General features: G+C 75.9%; 19 protein-coding genes and 2 pseudogenes. 13 read left to right on the top strand and 8 right to left on the bottom strand.

Features of this window, described 5'->3' with window-relative positions; all coding sequences use genetic code 11:
- Positions 1-314: 314 nt before the first annotated feature.
- On the top strand, positions 315-1,127 hold the full coding sequence (locus ACYQBY_RS09345) for a methyltransferase (RefSeq protein ID WP_459643581.1): 813 nt from the start codon (positions 315-317) through the stop codon (positions 1,125-1,127).
- A gap of 217 nt (positions 1,128-1,344) precedes the next feature.
- On the opposite strand, the gene ACYQBY_RS09340 is transcribed toward ACYQBY_RS09345, so the two are convergent.
- Entirely contained in the window at positions 1,345-1,908 is a 564-nt protein-coding gene (locus ACYQBY_RS09340; protein ID WP_459643580.1) for a PadR family transcriptional regulator, read from the bottom strand.
- A 46-nt stretch (positions 1,909-1,954) separates the two neighbouring features.
- On the opposite strand from ACYQBY_RS09340, the gene ACYQBY_RS09335 reads away from it, so the two are divergent.
- From ACYQBY_RS09335 to mprF, 3 genes are all read left to right on the top strand, one after another.
- Entirely contained in the window at positions 1,955-2,689 is a 735-nt protein-coding gene (locus tag ACYQBY_RS09335; RefSeq protein WP_459643579.1) for a bleomycin resistance protein, read from the top strand.
- Positions 2,690-2,804: 115 nt separating this feature from the next.
- Positions 2,805-3,461, top strand: coding sequence for a hypothetical protein (locus ACYQBY_RS09330; protein ID WP_459643578.1), 657 nt, complete (start codon positions 2,805-2,807; stop codon positions 3,459-3,461).
- A gap of 131 nt (positions 3,462-3,592) precedes the next feature.
- The gene (gene mprF / locus ACYQBY_RS09325) at positions 3,593-6,130 is read left to right on the top strand and encodes a bifunctional lysylphosphatidylglycerol flippase/synthetase MprF (protein WP_459643577.1); all 2,538 of its coding nucleotides are present in this window, start codon (positions 3,593-3,595) and stop codon (positions 6,128-6,130) included.
- A 20-nt stretch (positions 6,131-6,150) separates the two neighbouring features.
- Here mprF and ACYQBY_RS09320 read toward each other — a convergent pair whose 3' ends face one another.
- Both ACYQBY_RS09320 and ACYQBY_RS09315 read right to left on the bottom strand, forming a co-directional pair.
- On the bottom strand, positions 6,151-7,275 hold the full coding sequence (locus ACYQBY_RS09320; protein ID WP_459643576.1) for a glycosyltransferase family 2 protein: 1,125 nt from the start codon (positions 7,273-7,275) through the stop codon (positions 6,151-6,153).
- The gene (locus tag ACYQBY_RS09315; RefSeq protein ID WP_459643575.1) at positions 7,272-8,048 is read right to left on the bottom strand and encodes a carotenoid biosynthesis protein; all 777 of its coding nucleotides are present in this window, start codon (positions 8,046-8,048) and stop codon (positions 7,272-7,274) included. Before ACYQBY_RS09315 ends, ACYQBY_RS09320 begins: the two co-directional genes overlap by 4 nt.
- Before the next feature lie 120 nt (positions 8,049-8,168).
- On the opposite strand from ACYQBY_RS09315, the gene ACYQBY_RS09310 reads away from it, so the two are divergent.
- From ACYQBY_RS09310 to ACYQBY_RS09295, 4 genes are all read left to right on the top strand, one after another.
- A complete protein-coding gene (locus tag ACYQBY_RS09310; RefSeq protein ID WP_459643574.1) occupies positions 8,169-9,083 on the top strand; it encodes a diacylglycerol/lipid kinase family protein in 915 nt (304 codons plus the stop codon).
- A 148-nt stretch (positions 9,084-9,231) separates the two neighbouring features.
- Positions 9,232-11,565: a WD40/YVTN/BNR-like repeat-containing protein gene (locus tag ACYQBY_RS09305; RefSeq protein ID WP_459643573.1), complete on the top strand. Its 2,334-nt coding sequence runs from the start codon at positions 9,232-9,234 to the stop codon at positions 11,563-11,565.
- 135 nt (positions 11,566-11,700) lie between these two features.
- The gene (locus ACYQBY_RS09300; protein WP_459643857.1) at positions 11,701-12,534 is read left to right on the top strand and encodes a 3-keto-5-aminohexanoate cleavage protein; all 834 of its coding nucleotides are present in this window, start codon (positions 11,701-11,703) and stop codon (positions 12,532-12,534) included.
- Positions 12,455-13,612, top strand: a complete 1,158-nt coding sequence (locus ACYQBY_RS09295; protein WP_459643572.1) for a hypothetical protein — start codon at positions 12,455-12,457, stop codon at positions 13,610-13,612. The genes ACYQBY_RS09300 and ACYQBY_RS09295 overlap by 80 nt, the downstream gene beginning before the upstream one ends.
- 3 nt (positions 13,613-13,615) lie before the next feature.
- Here the strand turns inward: ACYQBY_RS09295 and ACYQBY_RS09290 are convergent, their stop codons facing one another.
- The 3 genes from ACYQBY_RS09290 to ACYQBY_RS09280 form a co-directional block, all read right to left on the bottom strand.
- On the bottom strand, positions 13,616-14,332 hold the full coding sequence (locus tag ACYQBY_RS09290; protein ID WP_459643571.1) for a monooxygenase: 717 nt from the start codon (positions 14,330-14,332) through the stop codon (positions 13,616-13,618).
- 11 nt (positions 14,333-14,343) lie between these two features.
- Positions 14,344-15,324: an alpha/beta fold hydrolase gene (locus ACYQBY_RS09285; RefSeq protein ID WP_459643570.1), complete on the bottom strand. Its 981-nt coding sequence runs from the start codon at positions 15,322-15,324 to the stop codon at positions 14,344-14,346.
- Between the two features lie 80 nt (positions 15,325-15,404).
- Positions 15,405-15,995: a YbaK/EbsC family protein gene (locus ACYQBY_RS09280; protein WP_459643569.1), complete on the bottom strand. Its 591-nt coding sequence runs from the start codon at positions 15,993-15,995 to the stop codon at positions 15,405-15,407.
- 182 nt (positions 15,996-16,177) lie between these two features.
- Here ACYQBY_RS09280 and ACYQBY_RS09275 point away from each other — a divergent pair, with 182 nt between their 5' ends.
- Genes ACYQBY_RS09275 through ACYQBY_RS09265 form a run of 3 tightly spaced genes read left to right on the top strand, consistent with a single transcriptional unit; the run spans position 16,178 to position 19,907 of the window.
- Entirely contained in the window at positions 16,178-17,125 is a 948-nt protein-coding gene (locus tag ACYQBY_RS09275; RefSeq protein ID WP_459643568.1) for a proline dehydrogenase family protein, read from the top strand.
- Positions 17,126-17,177: 52 nt separating this feature from the next.
- The gene (pruA, locus tag ACYQBY_RS09270) at positions 17,178-18,803 is read left to right on the top strand and encodes an L-glutamate gamma-semialdehyde dehydrogenase (protein WP_459643567.1); all 1,626 of its coding nucleotides are present in this window, start codon (positions 17,178-17,180) and stop codon (positions 18,801-18,803) included.
- Between the two features lie 57 nt (positions 18,804-18,860).
- Positions 18,861-19,907: a CPBP family intramembrane glutamic endopeptidase gene (locus tag ACYQBY_RS09265; RefSeq protein WP_459643566.1), complete on the top strand. Its 1,047-nt coding sequence runs from the start codon at positions 18,861-18,863 to the stop codon at positions 19,905-19,907.
- 575 nt (positions 19,908-20,482) lie between these two features.
- On the opposite strand, the pseudogene ACYQBY_RS09260 reads toward ACYQBY_RS09265, so the two are convergent.
- Positions 20,483-20,701, bottom strand: a pseudogene (locus ACYQBY_RS09260) (hypothetical protein); the annotation flags it as partial.
- Between the two features lie 59 nt (positions 20,702-20,760).
- Positions 20,761-21,204, bottom strand: a pseudogene (locus tag ACYQBY_RS09255) (CE1 family esterase); the annotation flags it as partial.
- 351 nt (positions 21,205-21,555) lie between these two features.
- Between ACYQBY_RS09255 and ACYQBY_RS09250 the strand changes: the two are divergent.
- The gene (locus ACYQBY_RS09250; protein ID WP_459643565.1) at positions 21,556-21,921 is read left to right on the top strand and encodes a DUF6504 family protein; all 366 of its coding nucleotides are present in this window, start codon (positions 21,556-21,558) and stop codon (positions 21,919-21,921) included.
- 9 nt (positions 21,922-21,930) lie between these two features.
- Positions 21,931-22,419: an SAV_6107 family HEPN domain-containing protein gene (locus ACYQBY_RS09245; protein ID WP_459643564.1), complete on the top strand. Its 489-nt coding sequence runs from the start codon at positions 21,931-21,933 to the stop codon at positions 22,417-22,419.
- Positions 22,420-22,446: the final 27 nt, after the last annotated feature.

Here is a 22,446-nt window from a genome sequence, read left to right as displayed (position 1 = left end):
GACCTCGCACGTCGGGGGTCGGCTGCGACGGGCGCAGCGCGGAGGGGTCCGGCGGATGATCGGGGTCTACTTCCTGGCCTTCTCGAACCCGGAGCGCGAGCTCCCGGACGACCCGTTCACCCCTTACCGCCAGGGTGGCCGAACCTCCACCAGCGTAGGCCGCGGCACCGGGCCGGTGGGGCCGCACGTCCTGGCGGTTTCCGGCGACCACGACGCTCTCCCGCACGCCCACGGGGAGCCGCGTCGCTCCTGGGGGCACGCCGCACGACAGAGCCGCTGAACCGGTTGAGGACCGAGCACTACGCTGCGGCGGCGTGAGCGACCAGGACACCGGCACCGACGTCTTCGACGACCGCACGAGCGCCTGGGAGGCGTGGCAGGGCGAGCCGTGGGGGCGGCTGCGCTACTCCCTGGTCGCCACGACGACCGCGCGGGCGCTGGCGCACCTGCCCGGCCCGCTGCGCGTGATCGACGTCGGCGGGGGCGACGGGGCCGACAGCCTGCCCCTGGCCCGGGCCGGTCACTCCGTCACCGTCCTGGACTTCTCCCGGCCCCTGCTGGACACCGCGGCCGCCGCGGCGCAGGCGGCGGGGCTCGCCGAGCGGGTGCGCACCGTGCACGCCGGCATCGACGACCTGCCCGGCCTGCGCATCGACGGCGAGCCGGTGACCGGCGCCTTCGACGCGGTGCTGTGCCACAACGTGGTGCACTACCGCGCCGACCTGCGGGCCACCGTCGCCGCCCTGGCCGGGCTGCTGCGCCCCGGCGGGGTCGTCTCCCTCATCGCGCCGAACCCGGCGATGGACGTCCTGGTGGCCGCGGTCCGCCGCACCGACCCCGAAGCTGCTCTCGCAGTGCTGGACTCGCCCACCGTGCACAGCGTGACGTTCGACCACCCGATGCGGCGGGTGGAGGCCGTCGCCGCCGAGGCAGCCCTCGCCGCCGCCGGCTGCACCGTGGAGCACCGCTTCGGCATCCGCTGCGTCATGGACCTCATCGCCGACGACGAGATCAAACACGACCCGGGGTTCTACCGGCGCCTGGAGGAGCTCGAGCTGGCGCTGTGCGACCGGGAGCCCTACCGGCACACCGCCCGCTTCTGGCAGCTCACCGCCACCCGCACCTGAGGGGCGCGAGGGGCGCGGCCGTGTCCCCGGCGCCGTCGGCTCCCGTCGACGCACATCTCCTCGAGCAACAGGTGCCGCGCCGACTCCGGTGACCAGGCGTCGTTCCACGGTGCTTCGCCGACGACGCGCACGAACAGTTCCGCGGCGTCGTGCAGCTCCTCCGCGTGCGGCTCACCCGTCGTGGGGGGTTCTCCTCGGCGAGGGCGCCGGCGAACGGTCACCCCTCGCCCTGGAAGGTGTACGCACCACCCTCGATGCGCTCGATGAGGCCGCGGGTCCACTCCGCGCCCGCGTCCGCCGAGTGCACCCAGAGGTGCATGACCTCGCCGATGTGGCCGAGCTGCCCGGGCCCGTTCCCGGGGTCGTGGTGATCGGTGACGCTCTTGCGCCACTCCTCGAACCTCTCCACCCGCTCCTTCAGCAGCGCCACCGCCTCCTCCCGCGGCAGGTGGACGATGAAGCCGATGCCGGACGAGACGACGTCGATCCTCTGGTCGTGGGAGACGAGGGCTTCGCGCAGGAGGGAGAAGAACTCCTCGGCGCCCCGCTCCGTGATCTCGTACTCGGTGCGCGGCGGGCCGCCCGCCGTGGACGGGGCCACCTCGTGGGCCAGGAGCAGGCCTTGCTTCGCCATCTGCTTGAGCGCGTGGTAGATCGAGCCGGGCTTCGCGTTCGACCACTCGTGGGCGCCCCAGTGCTCCAGGTCGTTGCGCACCTGGTAGCCGTGCGCGCGGCCGTGCTGCCGGACGGCGCCCAGGACGAGGAGACGGATGGCGAACACGCGGAGGACCCCTTCCCTTCTATTCAACTTTGACTAGAGTAGCGGCATGGTCGAGAGGACGATCCCCCTGCTCCCGTGTCAGACCATCCAGCCGGTCACCGACTTCTACACCGCCCTCGGTTTCGAGGTGACCTTCCAGCAGAAGAGCCCCAACCCGTTCGCGGTCGTCCAGCGCGGCGACATCGAGCTGCAGTTCTTCGGCATGAGGAAGTACGAGCCCACCGAGTCGTACAGCACGTGCTACGTCCTCACCGACGACGTGGACGGGCTGTACGAGGAGTTCCGGGCCGGGCTCAGAACCGCCTACGGGAAGATCCCGAGCCGGGGCGTACCGCGGATCGGGCCGCTCAAGGACATGTCCTACGGGGTGCGGCAGTTCCTGATGACCGACCCCGGGGGCAACTGCATCCGGGTCGGGCAGCCCACCGGTGGCGACCAGCACCACCGGCCCGCCCCCGAGGAGACCTTCGCGCGGGCCCTGCACGACGCCACGCTCTTCGCCGACTCCAAGGAGGACCCGGCGGGCGCGGCGAGGATCATCGACCGGGTGCTCGGGCTGGAGGACGAGCGGCCGACACCCGTGCAGCTCGTACGCCTCCTCGTCCTGCGCGGTGACGTGGCCGGGCGGCTCGGCGACGAGACGACGGCGGCGTCCGCGCTGGAGAGGGCCGCCGCGGTCCCGCTCATCGACGAGGAGCGGGGATCGGTCCGCGACGACCTGGCACGACTGGCAGACCTGGCGGGTCAGCCCGGATCTCCTCGCGGCGCACGGCACCGGTGACGATCCCGCGCTGATCAGCGGACGTCGTCCTGCGCGCGACCGCCCGCGGGCGTCAGGAGCGGACGTGGGTGAGCGGTGCCTGGTCGTGAGCGCGTTCGGGCGCCAGGGTGGGGTGGTGACCTCGACATCCCCACCCGGGGAGGTGGGCCCGTCCTCCGGCTCACCGCTGCCCCTGCAGGTGCAGGCCGCGCTGGCCGCGCTGGTCCCCGACGACGCCCTGACGGAGTCCTACCAGCCGATGTCCAGGTCGCCAGGTCACCTGGACCACGACTGGGCCGTCGTGCCCAGGTCCGCGGTCTGGCACCGCCTCGGCTTCGCCCCACCCACCCTGCCCAGCCTGGCCGTCGACGGAGTGCGGGAGCACTTCGCCGTGCACGGCCACGACGGCGAGCCCTCGGGGTCGGGGCGGTCCGGCGACCCGTTCGCGCTGCCGGTCGCCGTGTTCTACCTGCCGGACGACCTGCCCTGGGAGAGGGCGCAGTACGGCCACGCCCTCTCCCGGGGCGCCACCTTCCTGTGGCTGCACGAGCCCTGCGCCGGCCACCCGTGGACGGCCGCGGTGCGCTGCCGCGACGAGCGCGATGACCGGCGCAGCTTCACCGTCGTGGACGTCGCCGGTGTCCACCTCGGGGTGCAGGTGGACACCTACGGCCTGGTGCAGCTGTCGTGGAGCCTGCGCCGAGGAGGCCGCGACGTGCGCGCCACGGTCACCACCGGGCGCGATCCCGGCGCAGCCGTCGAACTGCTCCTCCACGACGGCGTCCTGGCCTGATGCTGCGGGGCCCGCTGCACCCGCCGGTGGAGGCCGGGCACCCCTGGCGTCCCCGCCGCCGCTTCAAGGATCGGCGCCGGAGTGCCGAGTGCTCAAGCGTGAGCTCTTCGCCCAGTCGGTCGCTCGGTCCGGTGCGTCACCTGCTGGCTCCCCTCCTCATGCTGGGGCTGCTCGCGGGGGCCGCGGTGCTGCTGCACCGCACCCTGCGCCACTACTCCTGGTCGGACCTGGGGGGCGACCTGCTGGCGCTCGGCCCGGGCGTCGCCCTCGCCGCACTCGTCGCGACCGCGGTCTCGTACCTGACGATGACCGGCTATGACGCGCTGGCGCTGCGCTACGTCGAGCACCCCATGCCCTACCGCCGCTACGGCCTCGCGTCGTTCGTGGCCACCGCGTTCGGCAACAACCTGGGCGCCTCCGCGGTCGTGGGGGCGGCGCTGCGGGCCCGGGTCTACTCCGGCTGGCAGGTCCCCGGCTTCGCCATCACCCGGATCATCGGCTTCAACGTCGTCACCCTCGCGCTGGGAGCGGCGGTCCTGGCCGGCGGCGGCATGCTGCACGACCCCGCCCGGGCCGGTGAGGCGCTGCACCTGCCCGGCGCCGCGATCCTGGTCGTGGGGTCCCTGCTGCTGGCGTCGGTGGCGGGCTACCTCGCCTGGGCCTGCGCCGGGCGTGCGATCGGCTGGCGCGACTGGCGCATCGACCGGCCCTCCCCCCGCCTGGCGGTGGCCCAGGTCGTGCTGTCCACGTTCGAGTGGCTGACCATGGCCGCGGCCCTCTACGTGCTGCTGCCCGCCGAGGGCAGGCTCCCGTTCCTCCCGTTCGCCGTCGCCTTCTCGATCGCGACCGTCGCCGGGCTGGTGACCAACGTGCCCGGTGGGCTGGGGGTGTTCGAGGCGACGCTCGTCGTCATGATCGGGTCGACGACGTCCCCCGCCGGGCTCGCCGTCGCGCTGGTGGCCTACCGGCTCTGCTACTTCGTGCTGCCGCTCCTCCTGGCGGCCGTGCTCCTCGTCGCGAACGAGGCCCGCCGGGGTGCCACGGCGTCCGCCCCCGCCGCCGCGCAGGTGGCCCCGACCGGCTCCGCGCGGGGGGCCGCCGTCCCGAGGACCCCGGCGCGCCTGCCCTCCGTGCTCACCCCCGACGTGCTCGCGCTGGGCGCCGCCGGCGCCGGTGTGTTCATGCTGGTGGTGGGGGACCTGCCGGGCCGCCGGGCGCTGGACGTGTCGGCCCTCACCATCAGCCTCGCCGGGTTCGCCATCCTGCTCATGGCGCGGGGTCTGCACCGGCGGCTGAGGCGCGCCTGGGCGGGCACCCTCGCGCTCCTGGCCGGCGTCACGGTCATCACCACCGCCCACGGTGACCTGGCGCTGACCGCCGTGACCGCGGTGCTCGCCCTCCTGCTCGTGCCGGCACGCCCGGCGTTCTACCGCGGTGCCCCCTTCACGTGGCCGAGGAACCCGGCCTGGCCCCTCACCGCGGCCGCGCTCGTGGGGGTGGCCGTCTGGTGGCAGGAGTTCAGCGGTTCCGGCGGCGCGGTCGACACCCCCCTGCTGGCGGCGTCGATCTCGGGCGACACGTCGGGCGTGGACCGGCTGGCGATGGCCGCGGGCGCCCTCGGCGTCCTCATCGGCGGGTTCCGGCTGCTCCGGCCGGCGAGCCCCGGCCCGCAGGTCGACTGCGAGGACGAGATGGCCCTGGTGGAGGACATCGTCGCCCGCTCGGGTCGCGCCACCTCGCAGCTGGCCTTCACCGGCGACAAGCGCTTCCACTTCAGCCCGAGCGCCGCGGCCTTCCTGATGTACCAGGTCGAGGGCCGCAGCTGGGTGGTCATGGGCGACCCGGTGGGGCACCCGGACGACTTCCGGGAGCTCATCGTGAGCTTCCTCGAGGAGGTCGACCGGCACGGTGGCCGGCCGGTCTTCTACAACGTGCTCCCCGACCACGCCGACCTGTACCGCGAGTGCGGGCTCAGCCTGGCCAAGCTCGGGGAGGAGGCCGTCATCCCGCTCGCGGACTTCACCCTCTCCGGCAAGGCCAGGCTGAACCTGCGCACCTGCCGCAACAAGTCCCAGCGCCTGGGCCTGACGGTGGAGTTCGTCGCACCCGAGGACGTCGCACCGCTGCTGCCCGCCCTGCGCGAGGTGTCCGAGGCGTGGCTCGCGCAGCGCAACGGCAAGGAGAAGCGGTTCTCCCTCGGCGCCTTCGACGAGGAGTACGTCTCCCGCTTCCCCCTGGTCGTGGTGCGCCAGGAGGAGCAGGTCATCGCCTTCGCGACCCTGTGGAGCTGCGCGGACGGCCAGGAGGTCCAGGTGGACCTGATGCGCCGCCTGCCCGACGGGCCCAACACCGTGATGACGTACCTGTTCGTCGAGTGCATCCTGTGGGCCAAGGAGAACGGCTTCGCGTCGTTCAGCCTGGGCATGGCGCCCCTGTCGGGGCTGCGGAGCGACGGCACCGGCTCCTTCTGGGACCGGGTGGGGCACCTGCTGTGGACCCACGGCGAGCAGTTCTACAACTTCAAGGGCCTGCGGAAGTTCAAGCAGGGTTTCAACCCCCGGTGGCAGACCTGCTACGTGGCCGCCCCCGGCGGGCTGGCCCTGCCGAACGTCATGATGAACGTGGCGACGCTGGTCGGCGGCGGGGTCCGCGGGGTGGTCCGGGGCTGACCCGGCGACCGGCCGGGCCGTCACCGCCCGGCTGTGACGGCCCGGCCCTTCCACGTCAGGGACCCGCGGGCGCGGCGCACGTGGGAGTCCGCGAGCAGCGCCAGGAACAGCGCCACGGACACCGGGTGCGCCAGGGCGTCGGGCAGCACCCGCCCACCGGTGCGGCGGGCGGTGAGGACCCGGCCCAGGACGCCCGCGGCGTAGCCGGCGGCCCCGGCGCGCGAGCCGGCGAGGGCGGCGACGGCGGGCACGACGTAGGCGGTGGCGAGGACGGCGGCCACCGCGGCGGCGGCCGGGGGCGGGCCGAACGCGGACCACAGCGACTTGGCGTACCCCTCGCGCAGCTCCGCCCAGCCGGAGTACATGCGGCAGGTGGCGACGGCGGTGCCGTCGGCCACCCCGCCGCGGCCACCGGCGGCCTTCACCGCCCGCACCAGCGCGACGTCGTCGAGGACGTCGCCGCGCACCGCGGCGTGCCCGCCGGCGCGGTGGTAGGCGGCGGCGTCGACGAGCAGGAGCTGGCCGTTCGCGGCGGACAGCGACGGGCGCGGTGAGCTCTCGGCCAGGCGCAGCGGCAGCGTCGTCAGCCAGGACCACTGCAGCAGGGGCTGCACGAGCCGCTCCGCCGGGGTGGGGGCGAGCTGGCGGGGGTAGGGGCTGAGGAGGTCGAGCCCCGCGGTGCGCAGCAGGTCCACGGACGCGGCCAGGGCGCGGGGGGCGCAGACGACGTCGGCGTCGACGAACGCCAGGACGCTGCCGCGGGCGGCGGCGGCGAGCCGGGCGCAGGCGTGCGGCTTGCCCAGCCAGCCCGGCGGGGGCGGGGCGCCGGGCAGGAGCCGCACCCGCGGGTCACCGGCAGCGGTGCGGCGCACCACCTCGGCGGTGCCGTCGGTGGAGCCGTCGTCCAGGACGAGCACCTCCATCTCCGCCACGCCGGTCTGGGCGAGCAGCGCGCTCAGGCAGGGCCCGACGCGGTGCGCCTCGTCCCGCACCGGCAGCAGCACGCTGACGCGCTCCGCGCAGGGCGGCGGGTCGGCGGCGGGGGTGCGCAGCAGGCGCGCGTTGACGGCGGAGTGGGCGGTCAGGGCGGCGGCCAGCACCGCCCCCGCCCGCACCAGCACCGCTCCGGCGCGGGCCGCGCTCACCGCCGCGCCCGCGGCAGCAGCGCCCGCAGGTACGGCCCGACGGTCAGGCCCATGCCCACCCCGCCCCACGCGGCGGTGGCCGGGCGGCGGAAGAAGGCGGCGTTGCCGAGCGCGGAGCCGAGCCACGTCCACCCCAGCAGCGCGGCGGGCACCCCGGCGGGTGCCCCGGGCGCGTCGGGCGGCAGGGCGCGGTCCAGCAGGGCCGTCATCACCGCGGAGGTGAGCAACCAGCCGGCGTAGTTGGTGAGCGGGATGCCCGGCAGGCCCGGCAGGGCGGGCTCGGGCCGCTCGAAGCGCCAGTGCCCCGCGGCGGTCATCTGCGGGTCCAGGAACAGGTCCCAGCTCGCCAGGGTCCACGCCGCGGCGGCGACCCCGGCGGCGCGCCGGGCGGGCCCGGCGGGCAGGGGCGCGGCGAGGGTGCGGCCGAGGTGGACGCTGGGCACGGCGAGCATCGTCCACGCCAGGGGCACCACCACCGGCACGTGCGCCACCTGCGGGCCGAGGGTGCCGGCGTAGGCGTACGGGCCGAAGGGCCTGCCGGTGCGGGTGCCGACGACCTCGGCGGCCAGACCGGTGCCGCCCGCGAGGAGCAGCGCGGTGGCCGCGGCGCGCGGTGAGGTGCGCCGGGCCTGGTCGGTGAGCGCGGCGGCCGCGAAGAGGACGACGGAGCCGACGGTCGCGCGGCGCAGCGCCCGCCCCCGCAGCAGGGGGTAGGCGACCTGGCCGAGGACGGCGGCCGCGCAGAGCGCCGCGGGGACGGAGGGGCGGCGCACGCGCGCCACTGTAGGCAGGTGCCGCCGCGGCGCACCCTCCCGGGTGGACGGGACGTGGCGGACGGGGGGAGGTGCGCGCGGGGCCGCCCGCCCGCGGGCACCGCCTGCGATGCTGCGCAGGTGGGGACCGAGGTGCCGGACGGTGTGCTGCTCGTGGTGAACGCGGCGGCGGGCTCGGCGTGCGCCGAGGTCGTCTCCGCGGTGGGCGACGAGCTGGGCTCGGCGTCGCGGGTGACGCTGTCGCCGACGCGCGGCCTGGCGGACCTGGAGCGGGTGCTGCTGGCGGCGGACGGGCGGCGGATCGTGCTGGTCGGCGGGGACGGCTCGATCCACGCCGCGCTGCAGCTGCTGCACCGGGCGGGGGCGGCGCGCGCGGTGGGGCCGATCGGCATCGTGCCGCTGGGCACGGGCAACGACCTGGCGCGCTCCCTGCGGATCCCGCTGCACCCGCTGCGCGCGGCGCGCGTCGCCCTGTACGGCCGCCCGCGGGACGTGGAGCTGCTGGTGGCGGACACCGGGCACGTGGTCGTGAACACCGCGCACGTGGGCATCGGGGCGTCGGCGACGGCGCTGGCCAGGCGGTTCAAGAAGCCGCTGGGCCCGCTGGCGTACCCGGTGGGGGCGGCGCTGGCGGGTGCGCGGCCGGACGCGGGGTTCCACCTGCGCGTCGTGGTCGACGGGGAGGTGCTGGTGGACGGGGAGCAGCCGGTGCTCATGGCGGGGGTGGGGCTCGGCGGGACGATCGGCGGCGGGGTGCCGTTCGTGCCGGACGCCGACCCCCACGACGGCGACGCCGACGTGGTGGTGTCCACCTCCACCGGCCCGCTGGCGCGCGTGGGGTACGCGGTGGGGTTGCGCCGGGGCCTGCACACGGCGCGGCACGACGTCCTGACGGCCAAGGGGCGCACCGTGACGATCACGGCGGTGCGGGGACGCCGGTTCCGCATCAACGCGGACGGGGAGGTGTCCGACCCGGTGCACGAGGTGCGCTGGACGATGGAGCCGGACGCCTGGCAGGCGGTCTGCCCGGCCTGACCGGTGGCTCCGCACGGAACTGTGCGCTGAAGCGGTTCGACGACCGCGCGCAGGTCCGGGTTCCGGTCCCGCTCGTTCTGCCGCAGCGCCTTCGTCCGTGCTCCTGCCACCCTTGACGGCTGGCGGGTGCGGCGGTTCACTGCCTCGGGTGAAGCGCTTCGACAAAGATGTCGTCCTCCGCCCCGCCCCCGCCGACGGCCTGCGCCGCCGCACCCTCCTCGCCGGCGGCGCCCTCGCGGCGGCCGTCCCCGTCCTGGCCGCACCCACCACCTCGGCCGCCGGGGCCGGCGCCCGCTACACCTGGCGCAACGTGGCGATCGTCGCCGGCGGGTTCGTCCCCGGCATCGTCTTCAGCCACGCCCGGCCCGGTCTCGCCTACGCCCGCACCGACATCGGCGGGGCGTACCGCCGCGACCGGCGCGGCGGGGACTGGGTACCGCTGCTGGACTGGGTGGGCTGGGACCGCTGGGGCTGGACGGGCGTGCTGAGCATCGCCGCCGACCCCGTGGACGCCGACCGCGTGTACGCCGCCGTCGGCACCTACACCAACGACTGGGACCCCACCCACGGCGCGATCCTGCGCTCCACCGACCGCGGGAAGAACTGGAAGCCGTTCCACCTGCCCTTCAAGCTCGGCGGCAACATGCCCGGCCGCGGCATGGGCGAGCGCCTCGCGGTCGACCCGAACCGCAACCGGACGGTGTGGTTCGGCGCCCCCAGCGGCCGGGGCCTGTGGCGCAGCACCGACTCGGGGAAGACCTTCGAGCAGGTCGGGGCGTTCCCGAACCCGGGGAGGTGGGCGGCCGACCCGGACGACGCCAGCGGGTACTCCAGCGACCCGCAGGGCGTGCTGTGGGTGACGTTCGACCCGCGCTCGGGCCGCCCCCGCCGGGGCAGCCGCACCCTCTACGTGGGCGTCGCCGACCCGCAGAACCCCCTCTACCGCTCCACCGACGCCGGCCGCACGTTCGAGCCCGTCCCCGGGACGCCGGAGGGTTTCCTCCCGCACAAGGGCGTCCTCGACGCCGCGACCGGTTTCCTGTACCTGGCCACCAGCAACGCCGCCGGTCCCTACGACGGCTCGAAGGGCGAGGTGTGGCGGCTGGACACCGCGACGGGGGAGTGGCGCGACGTCAGCCCCGTGCCCTCCGCCAGCCCGGAGAACACCTTCGGGTACTCCGGCCTCACCGTGGACCGGCAGCGGCCGGGAACCCTCGTGGTCGCCACGCAGATCCAGTGGTTCCCCGACGTGGTGTTCTTCCGCAGCACCGACTCCGGCGCGACGTGGACCCGCGCCTGGGACTACACCACCTACCCGGAGCGGCGGAACCGCTACGAGATGGACGTCTCGGCCTCCCCGTGGCTCACGTTCGGCGGGAACCCCGCACCGCCGGAGCAGCCCGTCAAGCTCGGCTGGATGACGGAGTCGGTGGAGATCGACCCCTTCGACCCCGACCACCTGCTCTACGGCACGGGCGCCACCCTCTACGGCACCGACGACCTCACCGGCTGGGACCGGGACGAGACGTTCACCATCTCGGTGCACGGGGAGGGCATCGAGGAGACGGCGATCCTGGACCTCGCCAGCCCGCCCACCGGTGCGCACCTCCTCTCCGCGGTCGGCGACCTCGGCGGTTTCGTCCACCACGACCTCGACCGCGCACCGGACATGATGTTCCAGAACCCCTACTTCTCCAGCGGCACGGGCGTCGACTTCGCCGGGCAGCGGCCGCAGGTCGTCGCCCGCGTGGGGAACACCTACGGCACGGGCAAGCGGTTCGGCGTCTCCGCCGACGGCGGCGCGACCTGGAACCCCGCCGGGCAGGAACCCCCCGGCACCAGCGGCGGCGGGACCGTCGCCGTCGGCGCCGACGGCGGCCGGATCGTGTGGTCGCCCGCGGGTGCGGCGGTGAGCTGGACCCGCGACGGCGGCGCCACCTGGACCCCCGCCGCGGGCGTCGCAGCCGGTGCCGCCGTGGAGGCGGACCGGGTGGAACCCGCGGTGTTCTACGCCTTCGCCGCGGGGGTGTTCTCCGTCTCCACCGACGGGGGCGCGACGTTCACCGCCTCCCCGGCGGGCGGCCTGCCCGCGGAGGGTTCCGCCCGGTTCGCCGCGGTGCCCGGCCTGCGCGGCCACGTGTGGCTGGCGGGCGGGGAGGAGGGCGGCACGTACGGGCTGTGGCGCTCGACGGACACCGGCGCCACGTTCACCCGCGTCGCCGGGGTGGAGGAGGCCGACGCCGTCGGTTTCGGGCGCGCCGCACCCGGCGCCGACCACCCGGCCGTGTACGTCTCCGCGCAGGTCCGCGGCGTGCGGGGGATCTTCCGCTCCGACGACGCGGGCCGCTCGTGGGTCCGCGTCAACGACGACGAGCACCAGTGGGGCTGGACCGGTGCGGCGATCACCGGCGACCCGCGCGTGTACGGCCGCGTCTACGTCGCCACCAACGGCCGCGGCATCCTGCGCGGCGACCCGCGCTGACGCCGCCGGGCGGCGACCCGCGCTGACGACACCCGGGCCGACGCCCACGGCGGCGCCCTCGTGACCCGGCCGCGGAACGGTGCCCACGCCCGTTCCGCGGCCGTCCCACGCCGGTGCCACGATGGCCGGGTGCCGCTGCTGCAGGCCTGCCTGAACGGCTCCCGCCGCCCCGGGGAGCACCCACGCCTGCCGTGCACCGCGCGGGACCTGGCCGCCGACGCCGCCGCGGTGGTGGCCGCCGGGGTGCGCTCGCTGCACGTGCACCCCAAGGACCCGGAGGGGGCGGACTCGCTGGACCCCGGGCACGTCGCGGCGGCCGTGGCGGCGCTGCGGGCGGCGGCGCCGGGGGTGGAGGTGTCGGTGACGACCGGGGCGTGGGCCGCGACCGGCGCCGCCCGCCGGGAGCTGGTGCGCTCGTGGGCGCCGGGCACCCTGCCGGACCTGGCGTCGGTGAACTGGCACGAGGAAGGCGCCGAGGACCTCGCGCGGCTCCTGCTGGAGCGCGGTGTGGGGGTGGAAGCGGGGCTGTGGTCCCCGGCCGCCGCGGGCGCCTGGTGCGCCTCGCCGCTGGCGGAGCACTGCGCGCGGGTCCTGCTGGAGGTGCAGCCGGGCCCGGGAGGCGCCGCGGCGGTCCGCGCGGCGGAGGAGCTGCTGGACGCGGTGGGGGAGCGGGCGGCCGGGCGGGTGCTGCTGCACGGGGAGGGTTCCGCGTGCTGGCCGGTGCTGCACCGGGCGCGGGAGCTGGGCCTGGCGACGCGGGTGGGGCTGGAGGACACCCTGGTCCTGCCGGACGGGACGCCGGCGCCGGGCAACCGGGCCCTGGTCGAGGCGGCCGGGGCCGTTCCGGCCGGAGTCGACGAGTTACACGACGCGTGCCACGGTGAACATGATGGAGGAGAACCTGGATCACGCCGATACGGCCCTCGCGGCCATGGCACGCATGCTCGCGAAAGAGGAACAGGTCAGTGACCTCCTCGTTGTGCTCGCCGCACTGGATCCCGTACCTCTTCTGGACGTCCTCGGGGTCACAGCGCACGAGCTGCGCATCGTCCGTGAAGTGGTCGTCCGCAAGGGACGCGCTGATCTCGTGGTGCGGGACGGGCGGAGGCTGCTGGCTCTGCTCGAGGTCAAGCTGGGGGCGGGACTGCACGGGGACCAGCTCGGTGTCTACGACGAGTGGGTACGCCGTCAGGGCGGTGCGGCACGTTTCCTCGTCGGTCTCGGCGGTGAGCTGCCAGACGTCCCCGACGGCTGGCGCACCGATGTCCACCTCCCCGACCTGTTCGGCCGGTGGCGGACCAGTGATCACACCCACGCCGCCTGGCTCGGCTCGATGGCCGCGGAGATCTTCACCCGTACCGTCGCGGAGGTCGACGGAATCATCGGGAGGGCGGCATCGCCTGTGGTGGCGGATCTCCTCGCCCGGCGCATCGCCACCGAGCTGAGCGGCCGGCGGGAACTCGTCGCGGAGGGTCTGGACGTACGGGCCGTCCGAACCTCGGGTGGCGCCGCGAGCATCGTCGCTTGGCTGCCGCTGTCCGATTCCAGCAGCGAGACGGGCGAGTGGTTCTGCCTCGACCTCCGAGCGGGGGAGCGGGCACGACCCTCGGCGCCGTGGCTGCTGAGGCTGGGTGTCGAGGTGACGGAGTCCGACCGTCGACCTGTCGATCAGGCACGACTGCAGGCCGATGCACTGGCGATGAGCGCCCTACCACACCTGACTCGTTCGGCTTTGCTGGCGGCTCTCTCCCGCCGAGGACACGATGACCTCGCTGCAGCTGTCCTGCCGCTCCGCCGCAATCCTCGCCTCGACGGACGGCGGGCGGACGGGACGGTGGAGCAACGCGAGGCCTGGCGTTCTCGTGCACGGTCAGGATCCCCCGGCCTGCACCCCGTGCTCTACCACGACTGGGGGCGAAGGCTGGCCTGTCAGGTCGAGCTCGACGTCACCCGCTTGGACGGGGCTGGGCTGGGGAGTCTGCTGGTGGTCGCTCTGCATCATCTCATCAGGTCCCGCGAGAACGTTCGGAGCCTTCCCGCCTCCTGACGCTCAGGGCGTGCGGCCCCCGACCGTGCCCTCCACGTCGAGCACCTCGAACCGCGCGAACAGCTCCTCCGCGTACCAGTGCTCCGCGGCGCTGCGGCGCATGACCTCCAGGTGCGGGCTGCGCCGGTGCGCGAACGAGCGCAGCGCGTTCTCGTCGCTCCACAGCGAGAACGTCCCCTGGAAACCCACGGGTGCCTCCCCGATGCCCACGGCCAGGCGCAGCCCGCGCGCCCGGTGCAGGTCGGCGGCCACCGGGGGCACGGCCTTCCAGAACGTCGGGGTCTTCAGCGGCCGCAGCCGGGCCCGCGTGATGGACGCCACCGGCCCCTCCCCGCGCGCCCGGCCCGGGCCGCCGAACGGGGTGGCACCGGACCACGTGCCCCTGCTGGACAGCGGCCGCATCCGCACCACGAGCCGTTCCTGCGCCAGGTCCGACCAGGCCCGCACGGTCCGCCCGTGCTCGAACGCCTCGGCGTCGCCGGGGGAGTCCCAGGCCACCAGCAGCGCCCAGCGGCGCGGGTCGGCGTCCGCCACGGAGAACGTGCGCCCCGAGCCGGTGCCGAGCAGCTTCGCGAAGCGCACCCCGGGGGCGCGCACGAGGTGGCGGCGGTCCAGCGCCATCCGGGAGGCTGCCGCCACCACCGCCCGCGTCGGCACCCCCCACAGGTGGAGGGTCACGAGGCCCGGGGCGGTGGTCGCGGGGCCGGCGGTGGGGGTCACGTGCGCCGACACTACGTTCCCCCGCCCGCACACGCAGAACCACCCGCCCGCGCGCCCCGCCCGGCGCCGCGTCCGCCCCCGGCCTCCCGCGCCGCCTCCCGGACGGTGGAGGTCACCAGCTCCGCGCAGTCGGCGGGCCGGTCCCACGGCGGCACGTGCCCGCAGCGGTCCCACTCCACCCACGTGCAGCCCGGCGGGGCGGCCGCGCGCAGCCTGCACGCGGCCGGCAGCACCCGGTCGGCGGTCCCGAACACGACGGTCGCCGGTGCCCGCACGTCCCGCCCCCGCGTGAAGCGCCCGGCGGCGATCCCCGCGTCCGCCGCCCGGTACCCCGCGGCGGACTCCACCGCCGCGACGGCGTCCAGCGCGACCTGCTCGGGCAGGTCCGCCGCGACCGCGCTCGTCGCGGCCAGCACGAGGCGGCGCGCCCACCGCCGCCGCAGGACCGAGCGGGGCACCCGCCGGCCCCACCGGGCGATCTGCTGGCCCGTGGGCACCAGTGGTGGGCGGCGCCGCGGCGTCGTCCACAGCCCCGGCGGTGCCAGGGCCGTCACGCTCGCCACCACGGGCCCCGCCGTCCCGTCCACGCCGCCCGTCCCGCCCACGGTGCCCGCCCCGTCCTCGGCGGCGGCCTCCAGCACGACCCACCCGCCGAGGGAGTGCCCCACCAGGTGCACCCGCGGCACCCCCAGCTCGCGGCAGGCCCGCAGCAGCCGCGCCCCCAGGGCCGACGGCCGCATGAGCTCCAGCAGCGCGTCCGCGTCCTCCCCGGGCAGCGGCGCGGCGCCGTGGCCCGGCAGGTCGACGAGGGCGAGCGCGAAGCGCTCCGCCAGGGCGGGGGCCACCAGGTCCCACACCGACGTGCAGCTGCCCAGGCCGTGCACGAGGAGCACCACCTCCGCCTCCCCGGGCGGGCGGCCCCCGCAGTGCAGCGCCAGACCGGACAGCAGCACGGGCTGGTCGGCGGCCCAGCGGGCGTGCGCGCCCCCCACCGCGCCGGAACCCGGTGCCGCGCCGGGGTCTCCCGCCGTACCCGGGTTTCGCGCCACGCCCGGACCCGCTGCCCGCCGGGTCAGCCCACCTCGACGGGCTGCCCGCCGGTCAGGCGCAGCAGCTCGTCGTAGCGGGTGGGGAAGACGGTCCTCGGGTGCCCGGCGCGCGCCCACACGACCGGGTGGGGGGCCAGCGCGACGTCCACGAGGGTCGTCAGCGGCTCCGGGTGCCCGAGCGGGGCGACGCCCCCCAGCACGGATCCGGTGTCCTGCAGCACGGGCACGGCCTCGGCCTCCCGCAGGGCCGGCAGCCCGAGGACGTCCGCGACCTGTTCCGGCACGACCCGGTGCACGCAGGAGGTGACGACCAGCACGGTCCCCGCGGGGTGGCACCCGCCCGCGGCCCGCTCGTGCCGCAGGAACCACGGGAGCCAGGCGGTGCGGGACGCTGCCGGGCCCGGCCCCGGTGGGATGAGCAGCACGCAGACGGCCAGCGCGGCGGTCGGCACGCCCAGGTGCGCGGCGACCTCCGCGGGCGTGCGCAGCTCCTGCGGCAGGACGTGGACCGTCCCGGCCGCGCGCATCGACTCCAGGGCGGTGGCGAGCGCGGCGACGGCGGGCTGCTCGAGCAGCTCCGGCGACGCCGAGCCCCCCCGGCTCGCGATCCCCATGTTCCGACGGTAGGCGCTGCGGGCGCGATCCGCAGATCATGGCCGCGGGGCCCCCGCACCCCGGCCCGCCGGCCGCGCCGGTGAGCCCCGGGTGGTGTGCCGTGACCGCGCCGCCCGGCGGTCGTAGTGTGCCGGGACGGGCCCGTGCCGGTGCGGTCCCGCCGCAGCCGAGGAGGTCCCGCGTGCTCGCCACCGCCCTGCGGGGGGCACTGCTCGCCGCCGCCCGCAACGACACCCTGCGCCGGACCGTGACCTCCTCACCGGCCACCCGTCCCCTCGTCGCCCGGTTCGTCGCCGGGGAGGACCTCGACGCCGCGGTGCGCGTGGTGCACGAGCTGACCGGCGCCGGGCTGCGCTTCACCCTCGACCACCTCGGGGAGGACACCGCCGACCTCGCGCAGGCCCGCGCCACCCGCGACGCCTACCTGGCGCTGTTCCGCAGGCTCGCGGCCGAGGGCCTGCCCGGGCGCCTGCCCGCCGGTGCCGAGGCGTCGGTGAAGCTGTCGGCGCTCGGGCAGGGCCTGCCGGACGGCCGGCGCGTCAGCACCGGCCTCGCCGCCGAGCTGGTCGCCGCCGCCACCGCGGCCGGGGTGCTCGTCACCCTCGACATGGAGGACGCCAGCACCACCGACGCGACCCTGGGGACGCTGCGGGAGCTGCGCGCGGACTTCCCCGACGTCGGCGCCGTGCTGCAGGCGATGCTGCGCCGCACCGAGGCCGACTGCCGCGACCTCGCGCACGCCGGTTCCCGCGTCCGCCTCGTCAAGGGCGCCTACGCCGAGCCGGAGTCCGTGGCGTACCCGGCGAAGGCGGACGTCGACCGGGCCTACGTGCGCTGCCTGCGGATCCTGCTGGAGGGGCAGGGCTACCCGATGGTCGCGACCCACGACCCGCGCCTGGTGCGCATCGCCGGCGAGCTCGCCGCCCGAGCCGGCCGCGGCCCGGACGACCACGAGTTCCAGATGCTCCACGGCATCCGCGTCGAGGAGCAGCGCAGGCTCGTCGCCGCCGGCTCCCGGGTCCGGGTGTACGTGCCCTACGGCTCCGACTGGTACGCCTACTTCACCCGCCGCCTCGCCGAGCGCCCGGCGAACGTGGCGTTCCTCCTGCGCTCCCTCCTGCCGTCCTGAGCGAGCGCCGGAGCAGCAACCCGTCCCCGCCCCAGGAACCCCGGAGGTCGCCGTGCAGGCCGTGACACAGGTCCCCGAGCCCGTCAACGAGCCCGTCCACGGGTACGCACCCGGCAGTCCCGAGCGCGAGCGCCTGCAGCGGGAGCTGACCCGCCTCGCCGGTCTCGACGCAGACCTGACGCACACGATCGCCGGGGAGCGGATCAGCGGGGCCGGTGAGCCCGTGCCCGTCGTGCAGCCGCACCGGCACGCCGCGCGGCTGGGCACGATCACCGAGGCGACGACGGAGGAGGCCGCCGCCGCCGTCCGCGCCGCGAAGGCCGCCGCCCGCGACTGGGCCGCGACGGACTTCGACGACCGCGCAGCGGTGTTCCTCAAGGCGGCGGACCTGCTCGCCGGGCCGTGGCGCGAGACGCTGGCGGCGGCGACGATGCTGGGGCAGTCCAAGACCGTGCAGCAGGCCGAGATCGACGCACCCTGCGAACTGGTGGACTTCTGGCGCTTCAACGTGCACTTCGCGCGGCGGATCCTCGCCGAGCAGCCCGTCAGCTCCCCCGGGGTGTGGAACCGCACCGACCACCGCCCGCTGGAGGGTTTCGTCTACGCCGTCACCCCGTTCAACTTCACCGCCATCGCGGGCAACCTGCCGACCGCGCCGGCGCTCATGGGGAACGTCGTGGTGTGGAAACCCTCGCCCACGCAGGCGTTCTCCGCGCACCTGACGATGCGGCTGCTGGAGGCGGCGGGCCTGCCGCCGGGCGTGGTGAACCTCGTCCACGGCAGCGGTCCCGTCGTCTCCGACGTCGTGCTGCGCGACGCGGACCTGGCCGGCATCCACTTCACCGGCTCCACCGCGACGTTCCAGCACCTGTGGCGCACCGTGGGGGAGAACATCTCCGGCTACCGCACCTACCCGCGGCTGGTGGGGGAGACCGGCGGCAAGGACTTCGTGCTGGCCCACCCCTCCGCCGACGACGACGTGCTGCGGGTGGCGCTGCTGCGCGGGGCGTTCGAGTACTCGGGGCAGAAGTGCTCCGCGGCCTCCCGCGCGTACGTGCCGCGCTCGGTGTGGGACGGCATGGGGGAGCGTTTCTGCGCCGAGGTGGACGCCCTGGCGGTGGGCGACGTGACGGACCTGTCGAACTTCACCGGCGCCCTCGTCGACGCCCGCGCGTACCGCAGGAACGTCGAGGCGATCGAGCGGGCGCGTTCCGCCCCGGGGGTGCGCATCGCCGCGGGCGGCAGGTACGACGACTCGGTGGGCTGGTTCGTGCGGCCCACCGTCCTGCTCGTCGACGACCCCGGCCACGAGGTGTTCCGCACCGAGTACTTCGGCCCGCTGCTGGCGGTGCACGTCTACGACGACGCCGACCACGAGCGGGTGCTGGCGCAGGTGGGGTCCACCTCCCCGTACGGGCTCACGGGGGCGTTCATCGCGCAGGACCGGGCCGCGATCGCCCACGCCACCGAGGTGCTGCGCTTCGCGGCGGGGAACTTCTACGTCAACGACCGCCCCACCGGCGCCGTCGTCGGGCAGCAGCCCTTCGGGGGGTCCCGCGGCTCGGGCACCAACGACAAGGCCGGCTCGGCGCTGAACCTGCAGCGCTGGGTGAGCCCCCGCTCCCTCAAGGAGACGTTCGTGCCGCCGGTGGAGCACCGCTACCCGCACATGGGCTGACGGGGCATCAGCCTTTCTCATGACTGCGACTGTTCTCACTCTTGAGAACATGAGGTCGTGGAACCGACCTCCCTGCCCCCGCCCGTCCCTGCCCCTCCGCCCGCCCCCGCGCCCGCTGCCGCCCCCGCGCCCGCTGCCGCCCCCGCGCCCGCTGCCGCCCCCGCCCCCGCTCCCGCGGCGGAGCGGCTCGACCTGCCCGCCCTGGCCGTCTTCGTCCTCGTCAGCTACGCCGGTGCCTGGCTCGTGGCCGCGCCGCTGTGGCTCTCCGGCAGAGGACTGGACACCCCCGGCGCGCTCGTCGTCCTCACCGCGATGATGTTCACGCCCGCGCTCGCCACCGCCGTCGTGACCCGCTGGGTGCGCCGCCCCGCCGCCGTGCCCGCCGCGACGGGACTGCGGCCCCCCGGGAGCTGGCGCCCGACCGTGCGCGCCGGCCTCCTGGCCTGGGCGGCCGCCCCCGTGCTCTTCCTCGCCGCCCTGGCCCTCGCCACCGCGGCGGGGGCCTACGAGCCGGACCTGGTGCACCTGTCCGGCCTGGAGCAGCGCGCGCGGGAGCTGACCGGGCAAGGCCTGCCCGCCGAGGTGCCGCCGGCGGTGCTGGCGGTGGTGCTCGTCGCCTCGACGCTGCTCGCCCCGCTCCTCAACGGCGTGTTCGCCGCGGGGGAGGAGGTCGGCTGGCGGGGGTGGCTGCTGCCCCGACTCCTCCCGCTCGGCCGCCGGCGCGCCCTGCTCGTGCACGGTGTCGTCTGGGGGCTGTGGCACGCGCCCGTCGTCCTGCTCGGCTACAACTACCCCGGGTACGCGCCCGGCACCGCGGTGCTCCTCATGACGGTCTTCTGCGTCCTGCTGGGCACCGTCCTCGGGGAGCTGCGGCTGCGCACCGGGACCATCTGGCCCGCGGTCGTCGTGCACGCCCTCGTCAACGGCAGCGCCGGTCTCACCGCCGCGTTCGCCGCTGCCGGCTCCCGGCCCGACCCGGCCGCCGGGCCGCTCGGCTGGCCGGGGTGGGTCGTCCTGCTCGCCGTCCTCGCGGTGCTCGGGGGGCGCCGCCGGGGAACCCGCTCCCCCGGCGGCGCCCTCCGGGTCGGGGACGCTTCACGGTGACCGTGTGGCCGACGCGCCCGGACTCGCCCGAGGTGCCTGCGAACACGACCTCGTAGGTGTGCCGGCCCGCGGGGCGGCCGGTGACCTCGAGGGTCGCCACCTGGCTGCCGTCGGCCCGCCGCGTCACGGCCACGGAGCGCACGAGCACGCCGTTCTCCCGGAACGCCGCGGAGCGGGCGGTCGCGTCCCGCTCGAGGACGGCGGTGACGGTGAACGTGCCGTCCCGGCGCCCGGGACCGTCGTCGTCGTGCACCCGCGGGCGCCCGGGCAGGGCCTCCGGCGCGGTGCCCGCGGTGCGCACCGGCTCGATCGCGTCGAGCACGACGGAACCCCTCGTCGCCGCGCCCTCGACGGCGTTGACGCAGACGTTGAACGCCCCGGGGGGCGCGCAGGTCCGAGGCGCTGATCCGCCGGGCGGCGTTCGCGGTGTCCCAGGGGGCGGGGCGGAAGTCGGCGAACGGGATCGTCACCCAGCGCGGCTCCGTGCCCGCCGGCGAGGGGTACGCCTCGTAGGGGACCCCGCCGGCGGCGAGCTGCAGCACGAGCTTGTTGCCCGAGCCGTAGGGCACGTACCAGAACCGCAGGGCGTCGTCACCGGACCAGTCGCCCCCGAGCTGCTTGCCGATGCCGGTGTAGCCCTGGGTCGTGAAGTCGTAGCCGAGGCGCAGGGCGTTCGTGCCCTGCCCGACGAGGTCCCGCTCCAGGGTGAGGTGTTGCGGCCGAACGCGGCGAACTGCTCGCGCACGGAGGCGTCGTCGCCGAACCGCTCGAAGTCGTGGGCCCCGGACGTCCACGGGGAGGGGACCACGCCGCTGCGCAGGCCGAAGAAGGCGAGCGCCTGGTCGGAGACGATCTGCAGGTTGTGACCCTGCCCGGTCTCCTGCACCGCCTGGACCTGCCCGCTGCCGTAGGTGGTGCGGACCCGGCCGGGGCCGTAGAAGTCCTGCTCCGTGCGCGTGGGGGTCTGGCCGACGCCGTGGACGTCGGTCCACTGCTCGACCGCCTCGCCGAAGTTCTCGAAGCTCAGGACGTCGTCCTCGGTGCCGTGCCACAGCTGCACGCGCGGCCGGGGCCCGGTGTACCCCGGGTACGCCGCCCGCACGAGGTCGCCCCACTCCCGCGGGGTCCGGTCCATGCGCCCCGTCGCGCACTCCGTGCTCCAGGTCGGCTCACCCGCGAAGCACGCGTGCGGCACCCCGGCGAAGGACACCCCGGCCTCGAACAGGTCGGGGTAGGTGGCGAGCAGGACGTTGGTCATCATGCCGCCGGAGGAGATGCCGGTGACGTAGGTGCGCTCGGGGTCGGCGCCGAGGGGTGGACGACGCCGCTCAACCGGTCAAGCGGAGTTCGGGGCCGACGGCCGGCCGGTCTCGGCGCACCGCGCCGGGGCGGCCGTTCCCGTTGACGCCGCTCAGGGTGATCGGTGTATCTTCGAGGTGTTCGAACATGTGTTCGAACGGGCGGGCACCCGGTGGGCGGCCGCGGGGGAAGGGGAAGCTCCCGCACCTCGCGCGCCGGGTGCTCCGTCGTGGGTCGACTTCCCCCGACTCCTCGACGCCGGGCTCTGTCGTACCCGTGGGGTGTGATGGGGGTACCGGGGGCCCGGGTCCGGTGCCCACCGCGGTGGGCGGAGCAGGAGGTGATCGGCGTGCGGCATCTCTCCGAGACGGTGCACGTCCGGTGCGCCGGTGGCGCGGTACCGGCCCCGGCGCAGTTCCTCTGGCGCGGCAGGTTCTACGTCGTCCGCGACGTGCTGGCCCGCTGGCGCGAGCGCAGCTCCTGGTGGGAGCAGGCGGGCGTCGCGGCCGTGCACGGCGAGGGCGACGGCGTCCCCTCCTCCTTCCCCGGAGGGGCGCTGGACCTCGAGCGCGAGGTGTGGCGGGTCGAGGCCAGCCCGGGACGCACGGGCGTCCCGGGCGTCTACGACCTGTCCCGCCCCGCCCCCGCCGGCTCCGCGGGTTCCCCGGCTCCGCCGGCCGGGGACACCTGGCACCTGCTGCGCGTCAGCGACTGAGGAGGACCCATGCCCACCACCAGGACCCGAGGGCCGCGCGCGTCGGCATCCCGGGCCCCCGCGCCCGCTCCCGAGGGGCGCCTGCCCGTCACCCCCGCCGCCTTCGACCTCCTGGAGCGCTCCCGCCAGGACCTCCTCACGGCCTGGGGGAGCGACGGCGCCGCCGAGCGCTACCTGTACTCCCACCTGGCCGCGCTGCGCTGTGCCGCGGCCGTCCTCGCCGTGCGCGGCCGCCCCGGTTCCCCCCGGCGCGGCAGCACCCCCCGCAGCGCGTGGGAGACCCTGCCCCGCGTGGCTCCCGAGCTGACCGACTGGGCGGCCTTCTTCGCGACGACGGCCGTGCGCCGCTCCGCGATCGAGGCCGGCCGCCACGAGGTCGTCGACGCCACCGCGGCCGAGGACGTGATGCGCCAGGCCGAGGCGTTCCACCGGGCGGTGGAGGCGGTGCTGGGCCTGCCGCCCGTACCGCTGCTGCCCGAGCACACCGCCGCGAGCTGATCCCCCCGGCACGCATCCCGCCCCGTT

It is taken from the genome of Kineococcus anabasis (assembly GCF_054590795.1).
Note: the sequence above shows the minus strand (reverse complement) of the source record. Positions and strands in the feature narration are given on the sequence as shown.

Coding starts and splice junctions, on each gene's coding strand:
- ACYQBY_RS09335 (WP_459643579.1), top strand. CDS start 1,955: ATGGTCGAGAGGACGATCCCCCTGCTCCCGTGTCAGACCATCCAGCCG.
- ACYQBY_RS09295 (WP_459643572.1), top strand. CDS start 12,455: ATGGAGGAGAACCTGGATCACGCCGATACGGCCCTCGCGGCCATGGCA.
- ACYQBY_RS09280 (WP_459643569.1), bottom strand. CDS start 15,995: ATGGGGATCGCGAGCCGGGGGGGCTCGGCGTCGCCGGAGCTGCTCGAG.
- ACYQBY_RS09245 (WP_459643564.1), top strand. CDS start 21,931: ATGCCCACCACCAGGACCCGAGGGCCGCGCGCGTCGGCATCCCGGGCC.